Raw genomic sequence first — 25,049 nt, 5'->3', positions numbered from 1 at the left:
TTAGGGCGGCTTGAAGTCCAGACCGGTCGCTCATGCATCCGATGCAGCTGGCACAGCGTCAGATGCCACCGCGCATGAGCACATAACGTCGCTACTTAACCTCTAGTTGATGTCGCAGCCGATGCCGTCACCGTCGGCGTCGAGGCGGTGGGGGTCGGTGGGGCCGACCCAGACGGGGCCGGGAAGATCTGAACAGTCAACGTCAGGACCGCCAGCTGGGGGTCCCGGGGGATAGGAGCGGCTGGATTCATCCGGCGCCGGGCTTGCCACAGCTCGTATGTCAGCGGCGACTATGGCCCCGTCCCTAACCGTGTATGTGCCCGCGAAAGACCGCACGGTCCCATCAGTCTGCTGGGCATCGAGCGTGACCGTAACGGTGCCGCCGTGGACGTCGACGATGTGCACGGTGTCTTGGACAGTGTCGGCAAATCCTGCTTCGAAGGACGAGTACGAGCCGTCGAGATTCTTGCCGCCGAGGTCCCACGCTCGTCGGTAGTCGCGCGCGTTGATGGCCGCGAAATAGGCCTCGACGGTGGCTTCGGCGTCAAGGGTGGGAGTTGCACTCTGCGTCTGCCTCGACGGGGTAGGAGCGGGCGTTGGCTGCTCGGTGACGGTCTGGGTGCTGGTGACCGTCGCACCCGACTCCTCCGGCTTCCCCTCGCCGGAGGAACCACAGCCGCTGACCCCTGCCACCGCCACTGTCCCTGCCAGGAGAAAGGCGGAGCCTACGGGGAGGATACGGCTCATTGTCATCACCTCGCGGGGCGGGTTACCCACTCACTCCAGTGTGCGCCGCCCGGCTCGGCAGCGCCGGTTGATCACCCATGGCGCGCGTCCCTCAGGCGCAGGTGTCGGGGTTCCTAGTGATGTGTCCAGCCAGGTACGAAGTGATGTGACCAGTTGTCAGGCGACGCTGGTACGGCGTCGTAGACGTGATCGGCGCCGTGGTCGTCGTCGAGGCGGCGGTCGAGGCGGTCCGCGACCGCTGTGCCGATGCGGTGGCGGTCGCGATGGTGCCGGCGGGGGCGGTGAGGCCTTGCGGGACGAGCTCGAGCTGGAGACGTCGCTGCGGGCCTGGGTCAGGCCTGCCGCTCGAAGGTGACCACGCACCCTTCCGGGTCGGTGACCGTGAAGCGACCGGCGGCGACCTCAATCGGGCTCCGCGGCTTCACCGGTCGGCGTGGACAACTCCCACTCGCCGGCCTCGACCTCGGCCGCCTCGCCGAGCTCCTCAGCCTCCAGCAGGCTCTCGCCGGGGTTCCACACATCGACGGCGGCCATCTCCTCACCGGCCGTCCTCTCACCGGCCGTCTCCTCACCGACCGGGTCCTCGCCGTACAGGTCGTGGGCGAACGTCTCCTCGGCCAGACTGTCCTGCGCCTCCTGCTGGTACCTGTCGAAGCCTCCGGGGACGTACTCGAGTTCTTCGACGGCTTCGTGGGACGAGGGGCCGCCCGGCACCGGGGAGGTGTCGGGCAGCTCGGCCGCAGCGTCGGCGAGCAGCCGCCAGCCGTAACGTCGCGGGATGTCGGAATGCCCCACCGTGGTGCGCTCCACGCTGAAAAACCACGAACGGGCGGAGCGCACGGCGTTGTGTACCTTCTCGCTGTTGCGGGCTGCCCCCTCCCTGGCCCGGTAGAGGACCCGCAACGCTCCCGACGCCCGGTCGATCCTGCGCCGGGCCCAGGCGATCAGCGGGTCAGGGTTGGCGTACAGCGCGTCGAAGACGAATACCTCGTCCGGGTCGGTGTGCCGCAGAATGGCCATGAGCGACGCGCCGCCTCCGGAATGAGTGGTGAGGATGCGCCTGCCGAGCGGAGCGCGGACACCGGTCTCGGTTCCGATCCGGGCCAGGGCCTCATCCGCCAACTCGCGTACGGCACCGGGCTTCTCCAGAGCGGGGAAGGTATACCCCATACCTGATTTCCCGCCGAAGTAGTGTCCGCGGGGCAGCACCAGCAGAGTCGGAGAGGTACGGCCGGTCTCGGAGGGAGCAGCCGGGTTGGTGAAGTCCAGCCCGCTGGCCGGCTCCTTGTCCCGGGGCAGGCTCAAAGTGCGCCTTCGGCCGGCGTGACGAGCCCGGCACCTCCGTTTGACATCTGACACCCAGGGACCCAGTGTCGGAGGGAGTGAGATCCGCCGGCTGGCGCTGGTAGGGGGTCCGATGCGAAGTCTGCGCTATGGAGACCTTGAGATCGAGCTGCTCGGCGATACCGGCGGCCGCATCACGAGAACATCGCCCACTGCGGCGGCTCCAGACATCGTTCCGCGGAGCGCTCCCACTGTCACGCCGCCATCTCTGCTCCTGGGGCGTGACGAACAGTTGCAGGACGCACGCAGGGCGATAGCCGCCCGGCGCCCCCTTGGGTTCCACGCGCCTTGTGGATCCGGCAAATCGACACTCCTGCGCGGCATAGCCGCTGATTCCAGCAGGCGCGGCGCCCCGGCTCTATTCCTCCGTGCCGGTGACGAAGATGCCAGGGAACTGCTCCGGCGCATTTTCGCTGCGTTCTACGAATCCGACCCCCCTATGGTGCCCACCCTTGAGCAGTGCGCCGAGGAGCTCGCCGGGATGGCTGCCGTGATTGTGCTCGACGACGTCATGGGCGGCTTCGAGCAGGTCGAGCCACTGATCGGCAACCTTCCCGGCAACTCTTTCGTGTTCAGCTCACCCCAATCCTTCCTCGGGAGCCACGGGGTATCGCAGAGCCTGCCCGGCCTGCCCGACGGCCCGGCACACGAACTGGTGGCACATGAACTGGACAAGCCCCTGACCGAGCTGACCGAGTCCGAACGGTCGGCAGTTACCCGACTCGTGGACGCTGTGGCAGGCCGGCCCCTGCGACTCAGACAGGCCGCGGCCCTCGTCCGCGCGGATCACTATGCGTTCGATGAGCTTTCCGAGCACGCCCAGCACGACCCGCAAACCCTCGACCGGCTTGGCCTCGACGCCCTCGCCGAGCACGAACGCCGCGTGTTGGCTGTCCTGGCCCTCGCGGCCGGAGCGCTGCTCCCGGGTGATCTCGTGACTGTCATGAGCGACGTCGACGGTGCCATCGACGCTCTCCGGAAGCTGCGCCGACGTGGTCAGGCGGAGCAGCGCAACGACCGGTTCGGATTGCCGGTCTGCCAGGCCGACAGTTACCGGCCAACCCTCTTCGGGTACCTGGACCTGTCCTCCTCGGTACGTGAACTCGGCAGTTGGCTGGTCACCTGCGAACCGGGCAGCGAGGAGTCCGATGACGCTGCCACGGCGGCCCTGTCCGTGATCGCGTTTGTGGCCGAGCGCCGCGAGTGGACGGCTGTGATCCGCCTGGTGCGCGCAGTCGAGCCAATCCTGATCATGAGAGGCCGTTGGAAAGCCTGGAGTCACGTTCTCAATCAGGGAATCGAGGCGGCCAGAGCGATCCGCGACCAGGCGTCCGAAGCGCTCTTCTCCAATCAACAAGGCGTGAACGCCTTTTGCGGGGACCAACTCGACACCGCACGGAACTCCTTCGAGAGTGCTCTCGACATAAGGGAGCGCCTGGGCGACGAGGCCGGGGCGGCGGTTGCCCGGCACAATCTCGCACAACTCTGGCCCCTCGAAACCCCGACCCCGCCCCCACCCGCGCAGCGATCTCTGCCACCGCGTCGTGTGCGCTGGTGGGCCGTCGCTGCGGTATCCGCCGCCTCCGTCGTCATCGCCTCGGCTATCGGTGTGTGGGCCCTCGTCTCGGGCGGAGACGATTCATCCCCCGTTCCGCCCTCGCCTTCTGCTCCGTCCTCGGCTTCTCCGACATCCGTCGTGGGCACGTTCACCCGCGACGAGTTCCGCCTGCGCGTCGAATCGATCGGTGCGGATGAGTACAGGGCGACCGGGAGCCAGGCGGGAAGCCATGGCATCGACCCCGGCACGTGCGAGCAGGATTACGGGCCGGACACGAATCCTGCGGAAGCCGCCATCACAGGCGAAGGATCCTCCTACGCGGGAAGGTACCTCCACGTGTCTGGCGCAGTGGGTGACAGATGCTTCTACGAGGTGTACGACGCGACCGTCAATGTCATCGATCACGACACGGTGGAGTTGTGCGTCAAAGAACTTGCGGGGTGCACGACCTACCAGCGCCAGGGCTAAGCGGCGGGGTGGTTCGGGTGCTCGGGAGCGGGAGCTGGGCGATGGCGTTATGGGCGTAGTTATGGGTGTATTGCGGGCTGTGACAAAGACGAGTAACGGGTTGTCTGTCGGCTGTCGAGCGTGCAAAGCGCCACGGGACCTTGTGCTGCTGCGGACCCGGATGGTCGAGCTCAGCTGAGCCGGGCAGAGAGTACCGGCCATCGCGGAGGAGCTGAGGTGCAGCCAGAAGAGAGGACCCCGGCGCCTTCGTTGAAAAGTTCGTCCGGCTCATCGGCCAACTGCCTCGGCACGGCGTGATCGTCGACGTGCGACACGCAACACCGGCACGCCTGCTGACACCGGTCAGAAATCGCCGATCATCCCCGCCCTACACAATCGGCTCGTCACCGAAGACTGCAACCGGTACCAGTCCAGCAGCGACACCGACGTGTGGGGATCGGGCGATGAGAAGTTCTACGCCGCCTGGCAGCGGAAGTTCGACTTCTCGGGCAGTGATGCTGAAGGAATGCCCGGCAAGTCCAGCTGGGACAGGCTACGCGTCCCCAACGTCTGACTGACCGCCCGAAGAGGTGGCGACGGTGTTCTTGCGATACTCCGTTTGCCGGAGGCGTCTATCAGGAGCATTACCAGGCGCATGGTGGATAGAAGACCCGGACGGTCACCGAATCGCCGTGACCGAGGTCCCCGCCGACCACCCCCTGCGCTACCGGCCCTGACGGGCGCCCGCGGGCTGCCGGGCCGCCCGGCCCTTCTCCTTGTGTGCTCCCCCGTTGCGCCCGTGCGCTCCCGTGTGCCGGTCCGATGGCGGGCAGCCTGCCGCCGTACGGGATCTGGGTCCCGTACGGCTGTGGCGTGCCCGCGGCCGTACGGCGAGCGCGTGGGGAGGTGCTCCGTGCACGGACCGCCGTGGGTCGGCTGGCTGCTGGTGTTGCAGTGTGCGGCTGCGGGCGGGTACTGCCTGTCACGGGCGCGTACGGGCACCGCGGCACAGCGGATGGAGGCGCGCGGTGAGGCGCTGATGGGGCTGGGCATGGCGGTGATGGCGCTGCCCGCGACCGCTGTGGCCCCGCCGTCGTGGTCGCCCTGGCTGTTCGTCGGCGTCTTCGGGGCGGCCGGTCTGTGGGCGCTGGCGCACGGACATCCGCACCATGTGGTGGGCTCGGCGGCGATGGTCTACATGGCCCTGGCGATGACGGCCGCGCCGGCCGCGGGCCCGGCCGGACACGCCGCGCACACCGGGCCGGCCGCGCCCGGCGGGGTGCCGCTGCTGACCGGCCTGTTGCTCGGCTACTACACCCTGTTCGTCATCGCCGCCGGACTCCGGCTGGCACCGGCGGTCTCCCCGGCGGCGACCGGGGCGGCGGCGGGTCCGGCGACAGTGGTGGCACCGGGCGGGATCGGTGCCGTACGGCGGCCGGAGGTGCTGGGCGCGTGCCGGCTGGCAATGGGTATCGGGATGTTCGCGATGCTGCTGACTCTCTGACCTGCGACGGGTGCCTTCCACCAACCCTCCTGGCGCCCTCGCACTCTTGAGCGGATCACACCTCGAACGAGGGTGGTGTACATCACTTCACGCGCGCGGCCGTACCCACCGGTAGCGGGGCGCTCATAGGCTGACGGCATGATGGTCCCCTTCGCGCTGATGATTCTCGGCGTGTTGGCCGCGGCGACGGCGCCGCGGCTGATGGCCCGTTCCGACTGGCCCGACCGCGAGCCGGTGCTCGCGCTGTGGGTGTGGCAGTGCGTGGTCGCCGGTGTGCTGTTGTGCTGCGCGCTCGCGATGTCGCTGAGCGCGGCCGCCGCTTGGGAGACCATCCGCAGCCCGGTGTTCGGGTTCGCCCCGCCGGTCGTCGTCGATGCGTACGCGCTCCAGGCATACGGGCCGTGGGCCGGGGCGCTGGCCCTCCTCCTGGCGGGCGGCGGCGCCTGGACGGCCGTCGTCCTGACCCGTGAGGTGCGGGCCGCCCGCGCCCGGCGCCGGCAGCGCCGGGCCGACCTCCTCCTCCGCTCCCCGGCACTTCCCGGCGAGAATCCGTCGAAAGCGCGGCTGGTCCTCCTGGAGGACGACCGTCCCGAGGCCTGGTGGCTGCACAATCCCGCGCCCCAACTGGTCATCACCACCTCGGCGTTGCGACGACTGAAAGGCCGCCAGCTCGATGCGCTGATCGCCCATGAGCAGGGTCACGCCCGCGCCCGGCACGACCTCCTGCTGTACTGCGCGTCGGCGCTGGCCGTCGGCTTCCCGCAGATCCCGGTCTTCGCCGCGTTCCGCGACCAGGTGCACCGACTGGTCGAGCTGGCCGCCGATGACGTGGCCTCACGCCGCTTCGGCCGACTGACGATCGCCCTGGCGCTCGTCGAACTCAACGAGGACCGCGGAGTGTTCGGCCCCTGTCCCACCCAACTCGCCGAGGTGCCCCGCCGGGTGGACCGCCTGCTGGCACCCGCGCCCCGCTTCACCCCCGCCCGCCGGCTGCGGATGACGGCATACGCGGCACTCCTCCCGGCGGTGCCACTCCTGGTGACGTTCGTGCCGGGACTCAGCGCGCTCGCCTAGGACGACGGCGTTGGCTCCGGCGCGGCGCGGCCACCTCCGTATCGCCACCCTCACCACAGCTCTCGCCTCGGTCCTGCTCGCCCTCGTCGTCACCCGCTGGGGCCCGCTGATGTCTCTGGACGTGGCGATCAGCGGCGGGCTGCACCGGACCGCCGTCGCCGCGCCCGGCTGGACGCGGATCAACCGGGTGCTCAGCGACTGGGTGTGGGACCCGTGGGCGATGCGCGCGCTGCTCGTGGCGGCGGTGTGGTGGCTCGTACGGCGCGGTGAACGGCTGCTGGGGATCTGGGTGGCGGCCACCGCGCTCGCCGGTACGGCGCTGCAACAGGCGCTGAAGGCGGCGGTCGGCAGGGGCCGCCCGGTGTGGCCCGATCCGGTGGACACCGCAGACTATGCGGCCTTCCCCTCGGGACACGCGATGTCGGTGCTGGTCGCGGGCGCGCTGGCGCTGTGGCTGCTGAGGCTGCACGGAGCGGGGCCACAGCGGTGGTGGGCAGCCTGCGCGGTGGTCGCGGTCTCAACGGCCGGAGTCGGCTTCACCCGGGTGTACCTGGGTGTGCACTGGCCGTCGGACGTCGTCGGCGGGTGGCTGCTGGGCGGCGCGCTGGTGGCGGGGGCGGCGGGCGCGTACGCGGCGTACGTGCGACGCGCGGAGGCTTCGGGGCCGAGGCAGGCGGGCAGCGGCCGCTGACGGGACCGGCGGGGCCCCGCGCACGAGACAGGGACGCCGCACACGGGACAGGATGGCCGGCATGACCACGATCAAGGGTGTGCTCTTCGACTTCTCCGGGACCCTGCTGCGCATCGAGCCGGCCGAAACCTGGCTGCGCGCCGTCCTCGCCGCGTCCGGCACGGCCATGGACGAGGCCGAGATCGTCCGCCGGGCGGGCGAACTGGACCGGGCCGGTGCGCTGCCCGGCGGCTCCTCGCCCGTCGAGATCCCCGCCGAGCTGGCGGACCGGTGGGAGATCCGGGACCGCGCAGCCGCCTGCCACCGCGCGGTGTACACCGGGTTGGCCCGTCAAGTGCCGCTCCCCCGCCCGGAGTTGCACGACGCGCTCTACGAACGCCATATGACGGCGGAGGCCTGGCACCCGTACCCGGACACCGCCGGCGTGCTGGCGGAACTGCACCGGCGCGATATCCGTATCGGCGTGCTCAGCAACATCGGCTGGGATCTGCGGCCGGTGCTGCGCGCCCACGGCCTGGACCGCTACGTGGACAGCTGTGTGCTGTCCTACGAGCACGGCATCCAGAAGCCGGACCGGGAGCTTTTCGCCCTCGCCTGCCGGGAGTTGGCGCTCGACCCGGCCCAGGTCCTGATGGTCGGCGACGACCGCACGGCGGACGGCGGCGCCACGGCGCTGGGCTGCGCCTATCTGCCGGTGGACCATCTGCCCGTGGACCGGCGCCCGGACGGCCTGCGGCCGGTGCTGGACCTGGTGGGCTGAGGGCCGCGGGGGCGTGCGGCGGTCGGGGCCGTCACTCCGCCGTACGGAGTGCCAGCCACTGCTGGAGCTCGACGATGTTCCCCTCGGGGTCCGTCAGGTGGGCCACCCTCCCCCAAGCTCTTAAGGAACAGGGGGTACCCCCATCGGTCCGTCATCGGGGCCGGGCCGTGGGCGAGGACGGCGCCGCGTGCGGTGATCTCCGCGCAATAGCCGTCGATGTCGTCGATCCGCAGGACGACGAGGAACCGGTAGCCGGTCGGCTGCACGGCCAGCTCGCCGAGGACTTCGGCCATCTGCCCGCGGTCCTGCAGGGCGATACCCGCGGAGCCGCTGTCGCAGCTGAACTTCGCGTACGGACCGTCCTCGGCCTCGAACTGCGGCTTCAGTCCGAGGACGTCGCGATAGAAGCGGTAGCAGTCGCGGAAATCCGTGACGAGCAGCCGGACCTGGGCGAGTTCCATCGACCGTGCCTCCTCTGTGTCCTCACTGGCCTCCCTAGCCTCCTACCTGCCCTGATGCCCAGTCCCGCAGGGTGTCGAAGTCGTCCGGGAGGAGGCCCTTCGTCGGGTCCACGCGGTGCGGGAGCGCACGGCCCTCGTGGTGGCGGGCGATCCAGTGGCGGTCCGTCAGGCCGATCTCGTCGTCCACCCAGGCGAAGGGCCGGCCCGCCGCGGCCGCGACGAGGGGGCGGGTCTTCCAGTGCACACCATCCGGGTCCGGACGGTGCATCTGCGGCCAGTCCACAGCGGGAAGTTCGGGCAGTCCGAGTACCGGGGCTATCCAGGTGTTGGCCTCCGCCTTCCACGTCGTCGCCCAGACGAGCCGGAAGCCGAGGCCCAGCAGCTGCGGGCCGTGGTCGGGGTTGAGGCACACCCGCAGGGCCCGGCGCGGCCGCTCCCAGCCCGTGGGCCGCATTCGCAGCACGGTGTAGCCCTTGGGCCGTCGATGAGGTGTGGCCATCCATGGGTTGAGCGGTCCGTCGACATCGAGGAAGAGGATCGGGCGCTGATCGGTCACGCGCCGATGATGCTCCCCCGGGGCGGCGGAAGCGACCCTTCGGACGGGCTCGGTATGCGGCCGTCCGCACAGTGCGGCTCCTCCGCGAGCCAGGCTCCTACGACGTTGGACCCGGCGGCCACCGCGGACAGCACCTGGGAGCGGGAGGTGTGCAGCGCCCAGTGGGTGCCGGTGCGGGCCAGCAGATCCCGCGTGGTCATCCAGCGACCGGCCCGTAAGTCCTCCAGTACCGATCGGAGTTCACCGTCCAAGCCGGCCGGATGAAAGGCCGGCCGGAATTCCTCGCCGCCGGAGCCGCCCCTCAGGTTCTTCTTGGTCGATGAACCCTCTACCGGAGACCTCGCTTACTTCACGATCACGACACGCCCGTCACACCGGACTTCGCGGCAGACCCCAGGTCCCTGGTGTCGAGGCGTGACCGATGGGCATCAGAGTGGGTTGAGGCGGGCCTTGAGCAGGCAGAACTCATTGCCTTCGGGGTCGGTCAGGACATGCCACTGCTCCTCCCCTGTCTGGCCGATGTCGGCCGGGCGAGCACCGAGCTTCAGAAGGCGTTCGAGCTCGGCGTCCTGATCGCGGTCGGTGGCGTTGACGTCGATGTGCAGCCGGGATTTCCCCTTCGCCGGCTCATCCCCGCGGCTGAGGATGATCGTCGGCTGCGGACCGCCGAACCCTTCGCGCGGCCCGATCTCCAGCGTGCCGTCGTCCTCGCGATCAAGCACGACGAAGTCCAGGACCTCGCACCAGAACCGCGCCAGCACCTCAGGGTCGCGGCAACCGAGCACGAGCTCACTGATACGGCATGCCATAACGAAACCTGCTCTCAGCCTGTGAACTGCGGGGGGGGGAAGTGCTGGGGAGACCACACGCGAACCCCACGGGCTCCCAGCAGTGAAAACAATCCCGGGACCGTACCGGACGAGGCGAGCACGGGCGAAATGATTTCAGGGCCGACCCTGTCCGGGCAGTCGGACAGCCGGGCAGTCGGACAGCCGGACAGCCGGGCAGCCGGGCAGCCGGGCAGCCGGGCGAGGCTGTTGGCCATGCGGGAGGGAAGCGGACTTTGAGACACGACCTGACCGCGACCTGACCGTCAACAGTTGCGGATCGGTTGATTCGGTCACTGCGAGAGAGACCTCGGTTCAAGCAGGAAAGCACCTTCGTCGATGCCGTGCAGGACGGAGTCAGCGGTGGTTTCCGGGGTGAGGCGCGTCGTATCGAGGACATGGTCTTCGAATGCCTCGATGTCAGTGAACTGCTGGTGCAGTGCGCGGATTGGTTCAGGCGCGGTCAGTGCGTCGTCGCTGCGGCTGGCCGCCCGTTCCAGCGTCGTATTCCGATCGGGACGCAGGACGATGTAGTGCAGCTCGACGCCCCGTGTCTCACCCACGGCTCGAAACACGTCGATGAACCAGGGACCGATGATGCCGTCGCAGATCACCTGGTAGCCGCCAGCGGCGTAGCCGAAGGCCGCGTGGGCCAGAACGTCGATGACGGTCTCGTTCTGCCGGTGGGCGTGTGGCAGGTAGGGAGCGATCGAGCCTTGCTTGATGAAGTGCCAGAAGTCGTCGCAGTGCAGATGAACGCTGGGCGACAGCCGGTCGGCCAGTAGACGGGCCACGGTGCTCTTGCCCGCCCCGGGTGGACCGGTGAGGACGATCACCTTTCCAGGCGGAGAAGTCGAGGTCGCCGCGTCGATGGTGGGCTGGTTCATACGGCGATCCTTTCACTGCGCTCAACCAGCGCGAGGACGAGTTGCTGGACCGGCTGGACGAGATCAGGGCCCATATCCAGGCCAGTCTCGCCGACATCAAGGACACCCACGCACCGCACTGACGTCCCACCGCTCGGCCTCGGACGTCGGGGGTGAGCTGCTCAGCTGCGGCCGGCTCCGTCCGCCGGCCGCTCGGCGACGGAGTCGGCCCCCCTGGCGGTGGCACGCGTGGGATCAATTCCAGCCATGTCGATCCCAGAGGCCGCAACTACTCCGGATCTGCGGCAAGTTGCCCGAAGCGCCTCTAGAATCGGCGCAATATCACGGCTGCACATGGTCGTCCGGAGTCAAGAAAAACCGCGTCGTACGCGAGCACTCCCAGTCTCGGACTCGATGCGTAGCGTTCGTGAACGGGGGCTGTTGGCATGCCCGATGCCGATACGGCAGGTGGGTCGCTCTTTTCTTTACCTATGGTCGTGCCCAGATCGACCGAGTACACGCGTCTCGGCGTGCCGCCGGAGGCGACGGCCGAGGAGATCCGCGCGGCGGCGAACCGGTACGACGCCCGGCTGCGGGCGCGCGGTGCGAGCGATGAGGAGATCGCCGCCGCGCATGCCGTCAACCTGGAGAACGCCGAAGCCCGCGCCGCACACGACGCTCGGCATCCACCGCTCCCGCTGCTGCGCCTCGTACCGACCTGGGAACCGCTCCTCGACGAGGACGCGAAGGCCGTCGGCCTGACCGTGTTGCGCAGGGAGATCGAGGCCTTTCTGACGGCCGCCGGCGAATGCGTTCACCACCCCACGGACACGGCCCGAACCGATTTCACCGGCGACTTCACCCGCACTCACCTGCTCGACGGCTTCGCCGACGACTGAACCTCGGAGGTCCCCCATGGAAGACGAGCTGCACGGGGTCGTCGGCATCGACCTCGGCACCACTTACTCGGCCGTCGCCGCCTATCACCCCGACGACTTCGCCCCGAAGATCCTCGCCGACCCCGAGCGCGAGGGGTCCGCCGCCGTCGCCACGCCCTCGGTCGTACGGCTCGACCCGGCCACCGGCACCCTCGTCGTCGGGCACGACGCCAAGGACGCCATCAGCGAAGGGCCGGGCACCGAGGGCACATTGGTGGAGATCAAGCGCGAGATGGGGGCGGTGTTCACGCCGGAACTGCTCGACCGCTTCGGCGCGCGGGGCGTCTACGAGGTGGACGACCCCGTGCGGGCCAGGCTCGGCGCCGAGTGGCTGCGCCCACAGGAGATCAGTGCCCTGGTGCTGCTGAAGATGAAGCGGATCGCCGAGCAGACACTGGGCAGGGAGATCCACGACGCGGTGGTCACCGTGCCCGCCTACTTCATGGAGCGGCAGAAGAAGGCCACCGAGGAGGCGGCGCTGCTGGCCGGCCTCTATCCGCGCCAGCTGATTCCGGAGCCCACCGCCGCCGCCATCGCCTACGGCGTCGACCGGGCCGAGTCCGAGCGGCAGATCTACCTGGTCTTCGACCTGGGCGGCGGCACGTTCGACGTGTCGATCATCGAGACCCGGGAAGACGAGATCGAGGTCATCGCGACCGCCGGGGACCAGCGGCTGGGCGGCGGCGACTTCGACGACGCCGTCGCCGAGTGGATCGTCCGGGAACTCGGCGACACCCTGCCGAAGGAGATCGAGCGGCTGCAGATCAAGGCGGCGGCGGAGGTGGCGAAGCGCGAGCTGTCCCTGCGCGCCGCGACGACCATCGACCTCGGCGGCGGGACCGCTCCGCTGGAGCTCGACCGGGACACCTTCGAGACGCTGATCCAGCCGATCCTCGACCGGTCCCTGAGCCAGGTCGACGAGGCGCTGCGCTTCGCGCAGACCGCCAAGGGCGTGCTGCCCGAGCACGTCAACGCGGTCCTGCTCGTCGGTGGTTCGACCCGTATCCCGCAGGTCAAGCGGATGCTGCTGAACCATTTCGACCAAGACGAGGGGTTCGTGCGCGGTGACGCCAACCCCGACACCCTGGTCGCCCGGGGCGCGGCGATCGTGGCCCACCGGTTCGAGGCCTCGGCCGCCTTCGACCTCGCGACCCGGCCGACCGCCGAGCGGTCCGCGGACGACCAGGACTACGCCGTCACACTGATCACCGAGCACACCCTGGGCGTCGGCGTGCAGCAGGGCGAGTTCAGTGTGCTGATCCCGCGCGGCACCAAGATCCCGGCCCGCCAGGTACGGACGTACACCAACCCGGAGCAGGCCCCTCGCATCGAGGCGGCCATCTATCAGGGCGAGGCCAAGTACATCTACGACAACGCCTTGATCGGCACGATCCACCTCGACGACATCGAGCGCCGCCCGCAGAACTACCACGAGTTCGAGGTCGAGTTCACGCTCGATGTGAACGGGCTGCTCGGGGTACGGGTCACCCACACCAACACCGGGCGGGAGTACGAGGCGACCTTCGACCAGAGCACCACCATCGGCAAGCTCGACGAGCTGGCGGAGCGGCGGGCGGCGCTGGAGAAGCTGTTCGCGACGGTCAGGCCCCGCGGGGCCTCGGGCGGCGCGGAGGGCTCGGCGGCGGGGCAACAAGGGGGCGGATCCGCAGAGTTCGCTGTTCCGTCACCGGTGGCCGCCGCGGTGCCGGGGCCGGTCACCGCCACCGTGCCTGGGCCGGTCACCGCCACGACGCCGGCCTCCGTCCCTGCTCCGGCTTCCGTCCCCGCTCCGGCCGTCGTCCCCGCTCAGCCGCCCGCCCCCGCCGCCGAGACCGCCGCCACCGGGATCGACCCCGCCGCCGTACCGGCCGAGTACCGCCGCATGGTCAAGAAGGCCCTCCGCGCGGGCCGGGACGGCCAGGCGCCGCCCGCTCTCACCGCCGCCCTGGGCGCGTTCTGGGAGGCCGTGCGCGCCGGTGCCGACGAGGACACGCTGGACGAGCTCGCCGACGTACTGGAGGACGAGCTTTGACCACGACCGTCGACACACTCGAAGCGGCCGTCGCCGCGGAGCTCGACGCCGAGTATGCCGGCGTCGGCTGGTGGGGCACGCTCTACCGCGCGCCAGGCCGCCGCCGCTGGTACCGGCTGATCCCGGTCGAGGAGATCGACGGAGAGCAGCGGTCCGAACTGCTGGCCTGGCAGACCCGGCCGCGCCGCCCCGACCTGGTCCCGGTGATCCCCGGCGAGCAGGGCGAGCAACGGCAGCTCGCGGGCCGCTGGTTCCAGGTCGTCAGCTACGAGACCGACGCGCCACGCGGCCTTGCCGACGCCCTCGCCGGGCGCGAGCCGGCCTCGGGGATCGCGTCCGTGGCCGAGGCGCTGCGCGCGCTCCCGGCCTGGCGCGCGGCGATCGGCCCCGAACTGGTGGCCCTGCCCGCCGACATCGTGCTGGCCGGACACCGCCCGCTGCTCCTGCCGCTGCCTGCCTGGGGAGCACCCTCCCTCGGGCAGGTCTTCGCGGAGCCCGAGCGGCTGGCCCATCTCACGCCGGAAGCGGCCCGCGGGCTCCCGACCGGCGACCGGGACCCCGGTCTGCACGCCCTGGGCGTCGCGGCGCTGCGCTGCTTCGAGTCACCGCCGGACGCCGACACGGAGCGGCTCCTCCAGCGGGCGGCCTGCACCGCGGTGTTCGCCCCCCGGCCGCACGACAGCCGGCTGCCGTCCTGGATGCGGCGGGTCGAGCCGGTACGAGCGGTACGCGAACAACTCCGCGCCCTCACCACGGGGCTCGGGAGCGCGGATCCGCTGCGGCTGGCCGACGCCCTCGACGAGGCGCACCGCGCCATGGACCCGCTGACGGCGGTCCGTGCCCTCCGTACCGCGGGCGAACCGCGCAAGGCCGTCGGCCTCGCGCACGCGGCGCTGGTCGACGGCCCCGGATACCCACTGCTGATACTCGCCGCCGAGATCGCCCACCAGGATCTGCGGGACCCGCTGGAGGCACTGTCGCTGCTGGAACGCGCGGTACACGCGGACCCGGAGCGCGGCGACGCGTACACGGCACAGCTGTCGATCATCGGCGGCCTGTGGACGGTCGTCCAGGGCCGGCTCGCCGGGGCCACCGACGGCTCCTTCGCCCACCGGCTCCTCACGACGGCCCGCGCGGCGTTCGACCGGCTGCCGCCCGACCTTCGCCGGGACCACGCCCACGAGCTGGCCGTCTGCCTCATCGGCCAAGGCGAACTGGTCGAGGCCAACACGTTCGTGCACAAGTGGCTGCACGACGGGGACACGCTGATGTGGTGGCGGTTCGACCTCATGCTCGACTACGCCGAGACCTTCCTGCTGCTCGGCCGCCTCGACGCGGCCGAGCAGGTCGCCGAGCAGGTCAGGGCGGGGCTGCGGCGCGTCCGGGAGAGCGGCCAGAGGACCCGGCACGACATCCATGAACACGGCATGCGGTACGCGGACCTCGTCCGGGATCTGCACCTCAAGCGCGGCGGGGAGACCGGGGCGTGATCACGATTCTGCTGGCAGTCGTCCTGCCGCTGCTGCTCCTGTCCAGCCTGGCCGGTGCGGCGTACTTCCTCGTGGTGCTGCCGAGCCGCTGGCGGCTTCCGTACGAGCAGTCACTGGTGCTGCTCGACAGCGACGACCGCGACGAGCTGGAGCGGGCCGACCGGCTGCTCGGGCAGGCCGTCAACGCGGGGCCGCGGGGGCGGGCGCTCGACCGGATCCGGTTCGCGCAGGCCTATGTACGGGCGATGCTGGGGAGGTACGAACCGGCCCGCTACGGCGCCGCCGCGACCGTCCTCGACGAGCTGATCGACGCCGAGGGCCGCACGGAACACACCGCCTACCTGGAGCTGTGGGTGCAGGCGCGGCTGGAGAACCACGACCGCGTCACCGACCTGTACGCGGAGCACACCGCGCTGCTGGAGACCCGCCCGGCAAGCCGCCGCATCGCCGCCATCTCCCACCTCCAGCTCGCCGTCGGGCACTGGCGGCGGCGGGAGACGGACGGGGCGCTGCACCACTTCGACCGGGTCCGGGAGCTCGGCGAGCTCACCGACCGGATCCCGCCCGAGGTGAACGACCTCCAGCTCGTCAAGGGCGTCCAGTCGGTGTTCGACGGCCAGACCGAGGAGGCCCGCGACGCGTTCACCGGAGCGCGCGGACGCGCCGAGGAGCGCGGACTGCCCACGACCGAGGCCGAGTTGGGGATCCTCGTCTGCGACTGGGCGGACGGCGATCCGGGCGAGCTGGGCGAGCGGCTGGACCAGCTGGTGCGGCAGGTGGCGGAACGCCCGGCCGACGACCCCACCACGGGACTGCTGCGCACCGGCATCGCGCTGCTGAGGCTGCTCGCACTGGTGCGGGAGTGGCTGCGCAAGCCCGCCCTGTCCGGGGCGCCGTGGCTCACCGACTTCCTGGAGCTGGAGCGGAGGGCGGCCGCGGTGCGCGAGGCCGATCCCGAACTCGGCGACGCCGCCCTCGTCGAGGGAATGGTCCGCTACTACTTCGCCCTCAGCCAGCCCGAGCGCGAACAGGCCCTCGCCGTACTGGACGGGGGCACCAACCTCGCCAAGGGCATCCAGCTGCCCGAGGTACTGGACCTCATGGAGCGCGAGCGTGCGCTCGGCGGGGAGGGCGACGCCATCTCCCGATACCTCGTCCTCGTGGGCGAATTCCTCCAGGATCCCGACCGTTCCCTCGAGGACCAGGCCCAATACCGGCGCCTGAAAGCGAAGTTCACGCGGTTCGGCGACCCGGGCGACCTCGACACCTCAGCCGTACCCCGGCAGCGGGCGCCGCTGGACGACTTCCGGCGCCGCTCCGAGGCGCTGCGCCGCCGTGTCGAACTGATCGTGTACCCGAGGCTCCGCGACCTCGACGAGGACGACCCGTCCAAGCTCGCCCTGCGCGCGCTGCTGGAGGAACTTGAGGCCGCGTCCCAGGTGTACGCCGACGGCGCCGAGGTCCTGCACGGAGCCGAGCGCAATCTCATCACCAGTACCGGAGAGATCCTGCTGCCCGAGGAGACCGATGACCAGGATCGTGCCTAGCCGGATCGTGCCCGGGCGACGGGCCGGCGCACCGACAACGGGGTGGCTGGCCGGACTTGTGCCCGGACGAGGTCGTACGGCGGACCGTGCCGCGCTGCTCGACCGGCTGCCGCCCGTGGAGCACCGGCCCGCGGCGGACGAGGAGCAGCTCTTCGAACAGGCCGGGCTGGCCCGGGTGCTGCTGCTCCTGGTGAAGGTGGACCAGGAGGCCGAGTACCTGCTCTGCCGGGAGCTCGCCGAACACGCGCTGGGCACCGTGCCCGAACCCGGCGAGGCGCCGGACATCGGGGAGTCGCCGGAGCTCGGAGGGGAGTACTCGTGACCGGTACCTCGAATGACCGCCACTCGTTCCGGGAGATCAACCCCGTCCAGTCGTTGCGGACGCCGTCCTTCGAGTTCACCGAGGTCGGTCGCCAGGCGGATCTCGCCGAACACGACCGACGGCTGGAGGAGTTGGCCCGAAAGGCAGATTCCCAGCCCGTTCCGGACCGCCTGCTGGATCTGACGCCCGTAGCCGGAACGCTCACGGACCTGTCACTGATTCTCGACGACGACGGCGAAGACCTCCTGGAGGACGCCCGGGCGAACGCCCATGACGGCGAGTACGGCATCGCCCTGGAGCTCCTGACCGAATACCTGCAGAACAAGCCTGAGCACCAAGAGGCCCGCTATCTGCGCGCGTTCTGCATGTACCGCCTGGACGGGCAGGACCAGGTGAAGGCGCTGCGGATCCTGCGTCCGCTGCGCGACGAGCCGATGGAGGCCGATCTGCGCGAGCAGGTCCGTGAGCTCCACCGCGAACTGCGCCGTCGTCTCATCCCACTTGAGATCAGCGCCTACGCCCGGACAGCCCGCTCCGATCCGCGGGGCGCGCTTGAGCGCGCGGAGGCGTTCCTGGAACTGGCCCCGGAAGAAGGCTCCCTGTCCTATCTCGTCGCCCTCGGCCAGGCCAAGCAGGGCGCACTGGAACAGGCCCTCGACACCGCCACCCGGGGCGCCGAGGAAGCGGACGTCGACAAGGATCAGGTGTCGGCGCTGGCACGCAGGTTGCTCCTGTCGTACCTCCGCTCCGCCGCCGAACCGGCCGTCCAGGCGTTCAAGGCACGCAACCCGCGCCTGGCCCGCACCGAGCTGGCCCGCATGGCCCCCCGCTGGCGCCACAACGTCGTCATCGACGACTTCGACGCCTACCTCGCCCTGTGTATCACCAGTCGGGAGCGCACCTCGCCACCGGCGCCGAAGCTGCCCGACGACCGCGCCGACGACGTCTACTCGCTGATCGCCGAGGCGGACGGGCAGACGGCCACGGCCCTGATGCAGGCCGGCCTCGCCGACGCGGCGGAGCAGGTGCTGGCCCGTGTCCTGCCCCTGGTACCGGGCTTCCGCTGGCTCAACTTCCTTTACGCCGCCTGCCTTCTGCGGGTGGGCCGCGATCCGGACCGGGCGGCGGCCTGCGCCGAGATCGCCCGGCGCGACCCCACCATCACCCAGGCCGGCCAACTGCTGGAGGCCATCAGGGGCTGGCAGGAGGCGTCGGTCATCAACCCGGCGATCGCCGAGTACGTCGCCGCCATGAAGTCCGTGAACAGCGGGGTGTCCCCCGACCGGTTGGACACCTTGCACACCTGGCTGACCGCCCTGCAACGCGGGCTTCCCACAGTGCAGGCGGCGGCCCGGTCCGAGCAGGGCAGGCAGGTCGTCCGGGAGCTGGAGAAGGCGATCGGCCAGCGGCTCGCGGAGATCGCGGACGCCGAGATCGTCGGCGACCTCTACGACACGTACGACACCATCATGTCCACGGTGACGGGCGGTGTCCCGAACGTGGCGGCGGCCGACCGGCTCGCCCGTTCCCTCGACGAACTGGCCACGCGGATCAGGGACGCGCGCCGGAATGCCGGGAAGAGCACCGGGGGCGATCCGTGCAAGAAGCTGGCGGAACTGGTGTCCGCGCGCCGCGCGGAGCTCGACCGGGTGAAGACGGGTCTGAAGGTGTCGGATCTCGTCATGCGGTTCAATGACCTGGTCCAGCCGCCCCGGCCGCGGACCGACCCCTTGCTGCCCCAACCCCTCGCTCCGCCGCCACCCCCGGATCCGTACACGCTGCGTACGAAGGTGGCCGGAATCCTCCAGGACGCCCAGAAGCTGCGCCGCGGCTCCAAGAACACCCTGGACCCCCGGGACCTGAAGCTGCTCGACGAGCTGATCGGCACGATCTCGAAGGCGCTGGGATGACGACGGACACCACGGGGACCGCGTCCGGCACCGACCACTGGGACGTGTTCATCAGCTACGCCCGCGAGGACTACATCCAGGCCAAGGACCTGCACGACGCGCTGACCGAGTGTGTGACCGCCGACGGCGCGACGCCGAGGATCTACCTCGATGTGTCCCGCACCAGCGGCACACCCCTGGGCGCGGACTGGCAGAGCTTCCTGGAGGAGGCGCTGCCCCGCAGCCGCCATGTGGTGGCGCTCTATTCGCAGACGTACTTCGACAAGGACGTCTGCCAGTGGGAGCTGCACGAGGCGTACAAGCTGAACCCGCCGGAGGGCGGCCGGCTCATCCCGCTGCTCATCGATCCCGCGGCCGCCGCGAAGGTCCCCTACATCGTGCACCGGATCAACTGGATCCCCACGGCGCGGCCGCACTGGATCGACGAGGTGTGCAAGGTCGTGGGGTTGCGCCCGGCCGAGACCCGTACCGCCCTCCGGTTCGACACACCGGTCACCGGCGTGGTCGCCGGTCACACGCTGCCGCCCCTGAAGGTGACCGGCACGGCACCGGACGGCGTGTCCCCGTGGCCGGCCGGGGCGACGGTCGCCCTGATCGCGCAACCGCCCACCGCCGAACTGACCGGCACACTGTCCGCGTCGGTCACCGGGAGCACCGCGGTCTTCGGCGACCTCGCGTTCCGTACGCCCGCCGCCGAGGTGCGGCTCGTCGCAACCGCCCCCGGCTGCGAACCGGCGACGACCGCGCCCTTCGCGGTGCGGGCACCCGAAGAGCAGCCGTCCTGGGACGAGCCCGACCGTCCTGTCCTCGCCGCGCGCGGACACCCGGTCTTCTTCCCCGACGGCCGGGCGCTGGCCGTACGCAACGGGCGGACCCTGACGTTCCATTCGGCCGAGTACCAGGCCACCGGTACGGCGGAGCTCGGGGAGCGGCCCCGGCTGTGGGCGCGCGGGGAGCACTGCCTGGCCGTCGCCGACTGGTCGGGGCGGGTGGTCCTGGCCGCCCCGGACGGGCGGACCCGGGTCGTGGATCTCCCGGCACCGCACGGTGCGCGGCTCAATGTGCCGGGCGCGCTGGCCTTCGCCGGGGACGTCCTGTACGTCGGTATGTGGGGCGGGTCCGTGTGGTCGCTGTCCCTCGACGTCGAGGAGCCGGAGTTGGTGCTGGAACACCGGTCCGGCGTCCAGGTGTTGGCGGCCGACGGCATGGGTCTGCTGGTAGGCGGTCTCGACGGGAAGCTCACCGACTACGCCGACTATGCGGGGGGCCGGGCCGGAGCGGAGCACACCCTGGAACCGGTGCTTCTCGCCGTCACGCGTATACGGGACTTCGTCCTCCTCGTCGGCGAACACCGCGTGCACCGGCTGGACTTGACCGGTGGACGGCTACTGCAGGTCACCCAGCCCGTGACGGCGATCACCGGGACACTGCCGGGTGGCGAACTGACCGCGATCGTCGACGCGGAAGGCCACGGTGTCTCCTTCGACGCCGAGTTGGCGGTGCGCGTCGGCTTCCGCACCGTGCCGGGCGCCCGGCCGGTGAGCTCCGGACAGGACGGGCGGCTGCTGGTGCTGGAGTATCCCGACGGCTCCCACGCCCTGGTCCGCGACGGCCGTACCACCTATCTCTCCGGGCACCCGATGGCCGTGTCCCCGGACGGGCGGCGGGCGGCGGTGTCGGACGGGGAGCGTCTGCTGGTCCTTTCGCCCGAGGAGCTGGACGCCGCCGACGCGAGCGCGGCTCCCCGGAAGGAGCAGGAGGAACCGGCATGACATCCCGTACGGCGCTGGAGAACCGGCCCGAGGTGCTGTGGCGCATGGTCAACGGGCTGTGGTCGGACCTGGAGGAAGGACAGCAGCTCACCCAGGGCCAGTTCGACGCGGTCGTCGAGGCCTGCTTCCGGATCGGCGTGCATCCCACCACCGACGCGGTCACCGCGCTGACCATGCTGACGCGCGCCCACCGGCTGGACGGCACGAACCCCAAGCACCCGTACCACGTCGGGCTGCTCTACCTGCGGCACGGGCGACTGGACGCAGCCGTCCGCTGGTTCACCGCGGCGGCCACCCTGTCTCCCGCCAACCACCGCATCTGGGCCCATCTGAGCCTCGCGCACCGAGGACTCGACGAACAACGGCAGGGCCCCAGCGGCTCCGACGAGAACCATCGCGCGCGTGCCGAGACGATCGCCGCCAAGATCCGCGAGGGCGCCCACGACTTCGGCTCAGAAGACTCGGAGGAAGACTCAGAGGAAGGCTCGGAAGGCTCAGAAGCGGCGCCGCCGCCCGCACTGCCGCTGCTGCGCCCCGGAGAGTGCCGGTGGACCGGCATCCACGACATGGTGGCCGACAGCCGACTGCGCGGCAACACGACGACGCAGACCAGGGACGTACTCGCCGCCGAGCTGGAGAGCATCGTCAAGCTGGCGGGCCGCCGCCGGGGCGGAACGGCCGCGTTCACCGTCCTCGCCGTGCAGTGGATGGTGTACGGCTATCCGAGCGCGACCGTACGTCGCCTGGCGAAGCGGCTGCCGCCGGACGACCGCCCCGCGACGCGCTTGCTGCACCTGGTCTGCGACCTCTTCGAGACCGACCGCGCCGAACTCCCGGCCCGGCTCGCCGACTGCCTCGCCGAGCGCTCCCTGCCCGACGTGCTCATCGCGCTGATTCACCGCCGGCGCCTGTTCTGGCGCCCGCTCCGGTTCCCGGACCTGGGTGCCCACGCGGCGGCGCGGGAGTTCACCGACGGCGATCCTGAGCGGTACGAGAAGGCGCTGCGGCTGGTGGCGGAGCAGCTCGACCCCGACCCGGCCGAGCCGATGGCGGACGTCCCGCAACGGTCCGATCGCGCCGCGCCGGACGCGCCGGGTCCCGACGAGCGGCTGGCGGCTTTCGAGGAGGCCGCCGCCGGCCTGACCGACCTCGCGAAGGACGCACAGGCCCAGGCCAAAGCCCTGGCCTCGGCCACAGTGGCGGACGCGACCGACTACGCCCGGGTCTCCGGGGACCGGGACGTCCTGACGGTCCTGGTGAAACGCCTGGAGGCCGTGCGGCAGGCCCGGTTGGAGGAGCTGCAACGGTTCCAGGACTCCGAGCCGTCCGGTCTGGTGATGGCCTTCGAGGAGTTCCAGCGGCGGGTGGGCGAGTGCCTGGCCCTGTTCCAGGAGCCCCTGGGCAGTTTGCGGACCATCCTGAGCAAGCGGATCGGCAAGCGACTGGCGGCGAAGGAGAAGGACTTCCCGCCGACCGCACCCGCGCCCACGGACCAGGCACGGTCACTGGAGGACCGCCTGTCCGCCTTGGAGCGGCCGACCGCCGCACCGGCCCCGCACACCCCCACCCCCGACGAACAGCTGGCCCTGTTCGAGGAGGTGGCCGCCCGGCTGTCCGGCCTCACCAACGACGCGCTCGACCACGCCAAGACCCTGGCCAAGGCCGCAGTGGACCACGAGACCGACTACGCCCGCGCCACGGGAGACCAGGGAATCCTCACCGACCTGGTGGACCGTCTGGAAGCCGTACGAATGGGCCGGCTGGAGGCCCTGCAACAGCTCAAAGCCCCCGAGACCTCGGCATCCGGCCTGGTCATGCCCTTCGCCGAGTTCCACCGGCGGCTGGAGGAATGCGAGACGCGCTTCCAGGAAGGCCCGGGCAGTCTGCGCAACATCCTCACCAAGAGGGTCCGCAAGAAGCTGGCGGCGAAGCAGGCGGAGTTCGCCACCGTCACGCCCATGCCCTCGCCGCCCGCCCTCGCTCTCGCGGAACGCCTCTCCGAACTGGAGGGGCAGCAGCCCCGTACGACCGCTGATGCCCCGACGGCAACCGGCGCTCCGCCCTCTTCATCCGTTCCGCCTCCCGATCGGCGCCCCGCTCCCCCGCCGCTGCCCGCCCAAGCCGGTCCCCGAGAGCGGGTCGACCACGCCCGGGCCGCCGCCGAGCAGAGCCTCGACGCCAACTTCTCGGACGCCTGGCGGACGCTGGACGCCTATCCGGTCGGGTTGAGGCACCGGGAGGCTGTCGCCCTGTTGCGCGCCTGCCTCGGCGGGCAGCAGGCGGAGACCGATCTGCGGCTGGGGCGGACGACGGCGGCCCGGCGGCGCTGGAACGCGATGCTCGCCGACGACCCCCTGCACCCCGCCGTACTGCGCAACCTCGCGGTGGCGCATACCTCCGCCGGGGACCTGGGCCCGGCCGCACAGGCGTGGAGCCGCCATCTCGAAGCGCTGTATCTGGGTGCTGTGCTGGACGGCGACATCCGCCGCGGCGCCGCCGAACGCGCCGAACTGCACCGCGTTCTGGCCGCGTCCTTCGGCACGGCCCCCCTCTGCCCGCGTCGCACGGCCGGCCGGGAGCCGGACGGGGACTCGGGGCAGGTGGTGCCGGTGCTGGCCAGCGCCGGCAAGGTCGCGACCGCTGTCGCCCATCTACGGCTGGAGGAGCTCAACCACGCCCTCTCCCACCACGGCGCGACCCTCCTCCTCGGCGTCGGCCGCTCCGTCGAGGACACCGAGCTGGCCGCCGCCCGGGACCGTCGTACGGCCGCCGTCGCAGCAGCCGTACGGCTGCTGCCGCCCAGGGTCCGGGCCCCCTTCGGGAAGCTGTGCCGCAAGATGATCGACGAGGCGTACCGCGAGGCCTCCCAGGCGCGGGGGCGCACCCGGAGGCCACGTTATGAGGCCGAGGAGGAGGCGCACCTGGAATGGGCGCGCGGCCGGCTCCTGTGGAAGGACCGACTCGTCAAGGCTGCACGGAGCCGGGACGCCGAATGGCCGCTCGCCGAGCACTCCGGCGACGTGATCGCGAATCTGAGCCTCGTCGACTCGCTGCCCCTGGATCCGGCGGACGAGGCGATGCGGCGCGTCGCCCAGCAGGTGGGTGTCCAGGGCGATCCCACGGAGGCCATCGAGCGGTACAACCAACTCTCCGAGCTCGTCTGCGACTTCGCCCTGGGGCGGATCTACGCGGCGGCCGACGAGTCGGCGTCCGGCCCTGCCACGCGGCACTTCTCCGACCGGTTCCGGCGCATGGCGCGCTCCTGGGGGCGCAACGGCGACGCCATCCCCGAGCGGTACGCCGACCTCCTCGACGACCCGCACCGCCTCTACTACGCGTCCGTGGAGTCGGCGTTCGGGATCCTGGACAACCTGAGGAAGTCCGGCCTCCCCGCCGACGACCGGCAACGCGACATCCTCACGGCTGCCGTGACCTCGTTGGAGCGCTGGGTGGAGCGCCTCCCCGGAGCCACCGGCCCCGCCCGCACCCTGGCCGTGCTTCTCGCCACCCTCGACCTGCACGACGAGGCCCAGGAGGTGTTGTCCAGGGCCAGGCGTGAGGCGTTCGGTGCGCGGGGGCGACGGCAGGTCGCCCTGTCGTTCGTCCGTCTCGACCTCACCCGCGGGAGGTTCGCCGAGGCCGTGGACCTGGTGCGGGAGCTCCTCGACGATGACGACGGCTCCGACGAGGAGCGGCTGCGCGGCCTGCTCACCGAGGCCTACAACCTCTGGATCAACTCCGGGAACAACACCCCCACCGCGTCGAGCATCGCCGAGGACTTCGCGCGGTGGACCGACCCCGACACCGTCAAGGACCTCCGACTGCTGGTCGTGGCGGCGACATTGACCGAGGACCGCAGCGGTCTGGACCCCGTGACCGCCACGCGTGCGCTCTCGAACGATCTGCGCGAGCTGTTGGAGCAGGATCCGGACAACGTGGAGGCGCATTACCATCTGGCCGTCGCGCTCTACCAACAGGCGCTGGCGGTACGTGAGCAGATGCGTTCCGCCACCGGCGAGAATCGCGCGCCCCTGCGCAAGCAGCTCAAGGGGGTGGTGGAGGTGTGCGCGGAGTGCGCGTCCGGGCTCCTGCACTCCGGGACTCTCACCGACAAGGAGCGGATCGAGAGCATCCGGAAGATCCTTCGAGCGGTACGCCCGACGGAGGAATGACCGCCACCGCCCGAGCAAGGCACTTGAGAGT

The 25,049-nt window shown here is 70.7% G+C and carries 19 protein-coding genes and 3 pseudogenes; 15 read left to right on the top strand and 7 right to left on the bottom strand.

Going from position 1 to position 25,049, the window contains the following annotated elements; translation table 11 throughout:
- Positions 1–102: 102 nt before the first annotated feature.
- Positions 103–747, bottom strand: a complete 645-nt coding sequence (locus AB0I10_RS23145) for a hypothetical protein (RefSeq protein ID WP_363154460.1) — start codon at positions 745–747, stop codon at positions 103–105.
- A 402-nt stretch (positions 748–1,149) separates the two neighbouring features.
- Complete coding sequence (locus AB0I10_RS23140) at positions 1,150–2,052, bottom strand: hypothetical protein (protein WP_363154459.1); 903 nt, start codon at positions 2,050–2,052, stop codon at positions 1,150–1,152.
- A gap of 520 nt (positions 2,053–2,572) precedes the next feature.
- Here AB0I10_RS23140 and AB0I10_RS23135 point away from each other — a divergent pair.
- From AB0I10_RS23135 to AB0I10_RS23105, 7 genes and pseudogenes are all read left to right on the top strand, one after another.
- The gene (locus tag AB0I10_RS23135) at positions 2,573–4,117 is read left to right on the top strand and encodes a hypothetical protein (protein WP_363154458.1); all 1,545 of its coding nucleotides are present in this window, start codon (positions 2,573–2,575) and stop codon (positions 4,115–4,117) included.
- Positions 4,118–4,466: 349 nt separating this feature from the next.
- Positions 4,467–4,670, top strand: a pseudogene (locus AB0I10_RS23130) (peptidoglycan-binding protein); the annotation flags it as partial.
- An 85-nt stretch (positions 4,671–4,755) separates the two neighbouring features.
- Positions 4,756–4,833 (top strand): annotated as a pseudogene (locus AB0I10_RS23125) (VOC family protein); the annotation flags it as partial.
- 176 nt (positions 4,834–5,009) lie between these two features.
- Complete coding sequence (locus AB0I10_RS23120; RefSeq protein ID WP_363154457.1) at positions 5,010–5,600, top strand: DUF5134 domain-containing protein; 591 nt, start codon at positions 5,010–5,012, stop codon at positions 5,598–5,600.
- 138 nt (positions 5,601–5,738) lie between these two features.
- Entirely contained in the window at positions 5,739–6,674 is a 936-nt protein-coding gene (locus AB0I10_RS23115; RefSeq protein WP_363154456.1) for a M56 family metallopeptidase, read from the top strand.
- A gap of 10 nt (positions 6,675–6,684) precedes the next feature.
- Complete coding sequence (locus AB0I10_RS23110; protein ID WP_363154455.1) at positions 6,685–7,365, top strand: phosphatase PAP2 family protein; 681 nt, start codon at positions 6,685–6,687, stop codon at positions 7,363–7,365.
- 61 nt (positions 7,366–7,426) lie between these two features.
- The gene (locus AB0I10_RS23105) at positions 7,427–8,125 is read left to right on the top strand and encodes an HAD-IA family hydrolase (protein ID WP_363154454.1); all 699 of its coding nucleotides are present in this window, start codon (positions 7,427–7,429) and stop codon (positions 8,123–8,125) included.
- Positions 8,126–8,156: 31 nt separating this feature from the next.
- Here the strand turns inward: AB0I10_RS23105 and AB0I10_RS23100 are convergent.
- The 5 genes and pseudogenes from AB0I10_RS23100 to AB0I10_RS23080 form a co-directional block, all read right to left on the bottom strand.
- Positions 8,157–8,586, bottom strand: a pseudogene (locus AB0I10_RS23100) (VOC family protein).
- A 34-nt stretch (positions 8,587–8,620) separates the two neighbouring features.
- Positions 8,621–9,085 carry a hypothetical protein gene (locus tag AB0I10_RS23095; RefSeq protein ID WP_363154484.1) on the bottom strand — a complete coding sequence of 155 codons (465 nt, stop codon included), beginning with the start codon at positions 9,083–9,085 and terminating at the stop codon, positions 8,621–8,623.
- Between the two features lie 53 nt (positions 9,086–9,138).
- Positions 9,139–9,342, bottom strand: a complete 204-nt coding sequence (locus tag AB0I10_RS23090; RefSeq protein WP_363154453.1) for a hypothetical protein — start codon at positions 9,340–9,342, stop codon at positions 9,139–9,141.
- Positions 9,343–9,570: 228 nt separating this feature from the next.
- On the bottom strand, positions 9,571–9,951 hold the full coding sequence (locus AB0I10_RS23085; protein WP_363154452.1) for a VOC family protein: 381 nt from the start codon (positions 9,949–9,951) through the stop codon (positions 9,571–9,573).
- A 311-nt stretch (positions 9,952–10,262) separates the two neighbouring features.
- On the bottom strand, positions 10,263–10,856 hold the full coding sequence (locus AB0I10_RS23080; RefSeq protein ID WP_363154451.1) for an AAA family ATPase: 594 nt from the start codon (positions 10,854–10,856) through the stop codon (positions 10,263–10,265).
- Between the two features lie 476 nt (positions 10,857–11,332).
- Here AB0I10_RS23080 and AB0I10_RS23075 point away from each other — a divergent pair, with 476 nt between their 5' ends.
- From AB0I10_RS23075 to AB0I10_RS23040, 8 genes are read left to right on the top strand one after another with little or no spacing between them, the layout of a single operon-like run.
- Positions 11,333–11,734, top strand: coding sequence for a hypothetical protein (locus AB0I10_RS23075; RefSeq protein ID WP_363154450.1), 402 nt, complete (start codon positions 11,333–11,335; stop codon positions 11,732–11,734).
- A gap of 16 nt (positions 11,735–11,750) precedes the next feature.
- A complete protein-coding gene (locus AB0I10_RS23070; protein WP_363154449.1) occupies positions 11,751–13,805 on the top strand; it encodes an Hsp70 family protein in 2,055 nt (684 codons plus the stop codon).
- On the top strand, positions 13,802–15,295 hold the full coding sequence (locus tag AB0I10_RS23065; RefSeq protein WP_363154448.1) for a hypothetical protein: 1,494 nt from the start codon (positions 13,802–13,804) through the stop codon (positions 15,293–15,295). Before AB0I10_RS23070 ends, AB0I10_RS23065 begins: the two co-directional genes overlap by 4 nt.
- Positions 15,292–16,842 (top strand): hypothetical protein, encoded by a 1,551-nt coding sequence (locus AB0I10_RS23060; protein ID WP_363154447.1) that lies wholly within the window; start codon positions 15,292–15,294, stop codon positions 16,840–16,842. Before AB0I10_RS23065 ends, AB0I10_RS23060 begins: the two co-directional genes overlap by 4 nt.
- Complete coding sequence (locus AB0I10_RS23055) at positions 16,823–17,164, top strand: hypothetical protein (protein ID WP_363154446.1); 342 nt, start codon at positions 16,823–16,825, stop codon at positions 17,162–17,164. The genes AB0I10_RS23060 and AB0I10_RS23055 overlap by 20 nt, the downstream gene beginning before the upstream one ends.
- Positions 17,161–19,074 carry a hypothetical protein gene (locus AB0I10_RS23050; RefSeq protein WP_363154445.1) on the top strand — a complete coding sequence of 638 codons (1,914 nt, stop codon included), beginning with the start codon at positions 17,161–17,163 and terminating at the stop codon, positions 19,072–19,074. Before AB0I10_RS23055 ends, AB0I10_RS23050 begins: the two co-directional genes overlap by 4 nt.
- On the top strand, positions 19,071–20,846 hold the full coding sequence (locus tag AB0I10_RS23045) for a toll/interleukin-1 receptor domain-containing protein (RefSeq protein WP_363154444.1): 1,776 nt from the start codon (positions 19,071–19,073) through the stop codon (positions 20,844–20,846). Before AB0I10_RS23050 ends, AB0I10_RS23045 begins: the two co-directional genes overlap by 4 nt.
- Positions 20,843–25,018 (top strand): tetratricopeptide repeat protein, encoded by a 4,176-nt coding sequence (locus AB0I10_RS23040; RefSeq protein ID WP_363154443.1) that lies wholly within the window; start codon positions 20,843–20,845, stop codon positions 25,016–25,018. Before AB0I10_RS23045 ends, AB0I10_RS23040 begins: the two co-directional genes overlap by 4 nt.
- Positions 25,019–25,049: the final 31 nt, after the last annotated feature.

It is taken from the genome of Streptomyces sp. NPDC050636 (assembly GCF_040654775.1).
Classification (GTDB): domain Bacteria; phylum Actinomycetota; class Actinomycetes; order Streptomycetales; family Streptomycetaceae; genus Streptomyces.
The sequence above is the reverse complement of the archived record's forward strand: the minus strand, read 5'-3'. Positions and strand labels throughout refer to the sequence as shown.

Coding starts and splice junctions, on each gene's coding strand:
- AB0I10_RS23085 (WP_363154452.1), bottom strand. CDS start 9,951: ATGGCATGCCGTATCAGTGAGCTCGTGCTCGGTTGCCGCGACCCTGAG.
- AB0I10_RS23090 (WP_363154453.1), bottom strand. CDS start 9,342: ATGACCACGCGGGATCTGCTGGCCCGCACCGGCACCCACTGGGCGCTG.
- AB0I10_RS23135 (WP_363154458.1), top strand. CDS start 2,573: ATGGCTGCCGTGATTGTGCTCGACGACGTCATGGGCGGCTTCGAGCAG.
- AB0I10_RS23145 (WP_363154460.1), bottom strand. CDS start 747: ATGAGCCGTATCCTCCCCGTAGGCTCCGCCTTTCTCCTGGCAGGGACA.
- AB0I10_RS23045 (WP_363154444.1), top strand. CDS start 19,071: ATGACGACGGACACCACGGGGACCGCGTCCGGCACCGACCACTGGGAC.
- AB0I10_RS23115 (WP_363154456.1), top strand. CDS start 5,739: ATGATGGTCCCCTTCGCGCTGATGATTCTCGGCGTGTTGGCCGCGGCG.
- AB0I10_RS23080 (WP_363154451.1), bottom strand. CDS start 10,856: ATGAACCAGCCCACCATCGACGCGGCGACCTCGACTTCTCCGCCTGGA.
- AB0I10_RS23040 (WP_363154443.1), top strand. CDS start 20,843: ATGACATCCCGTACGGCGCTGGAGAACCGGCCCGAGGTGCTGTGGCGC.
- AB0I10_RS23095 (WP_363154484.1), bottom strand. CDS start 9,085: ATGGCCACACCTCATCGACGGCCCAAGGGCTACACCGTGCTGCGAATG.
- AB0I10_RS23070 (WP_363154449.1), top strand. CDS start 11,751: ATGGAAGACGAGCTGCACGGGGTCGTCGGCATCGACCTCGGCACCACT.
- AB0I10_RS23055 (WP_363154446.1), top strand. CDS start 16,823: ATGACCAGGATCGTGCCTAGCCGGATCGTGCCCGGGCGACGGGCCGGC.
- AB0I10_RS23105 (WP_363154454.1), top strand. CDS start 7,427: ATGACCACGATCAAGGGTGTGCTCTTCGACTTCTCCGGGACCCTGCTG.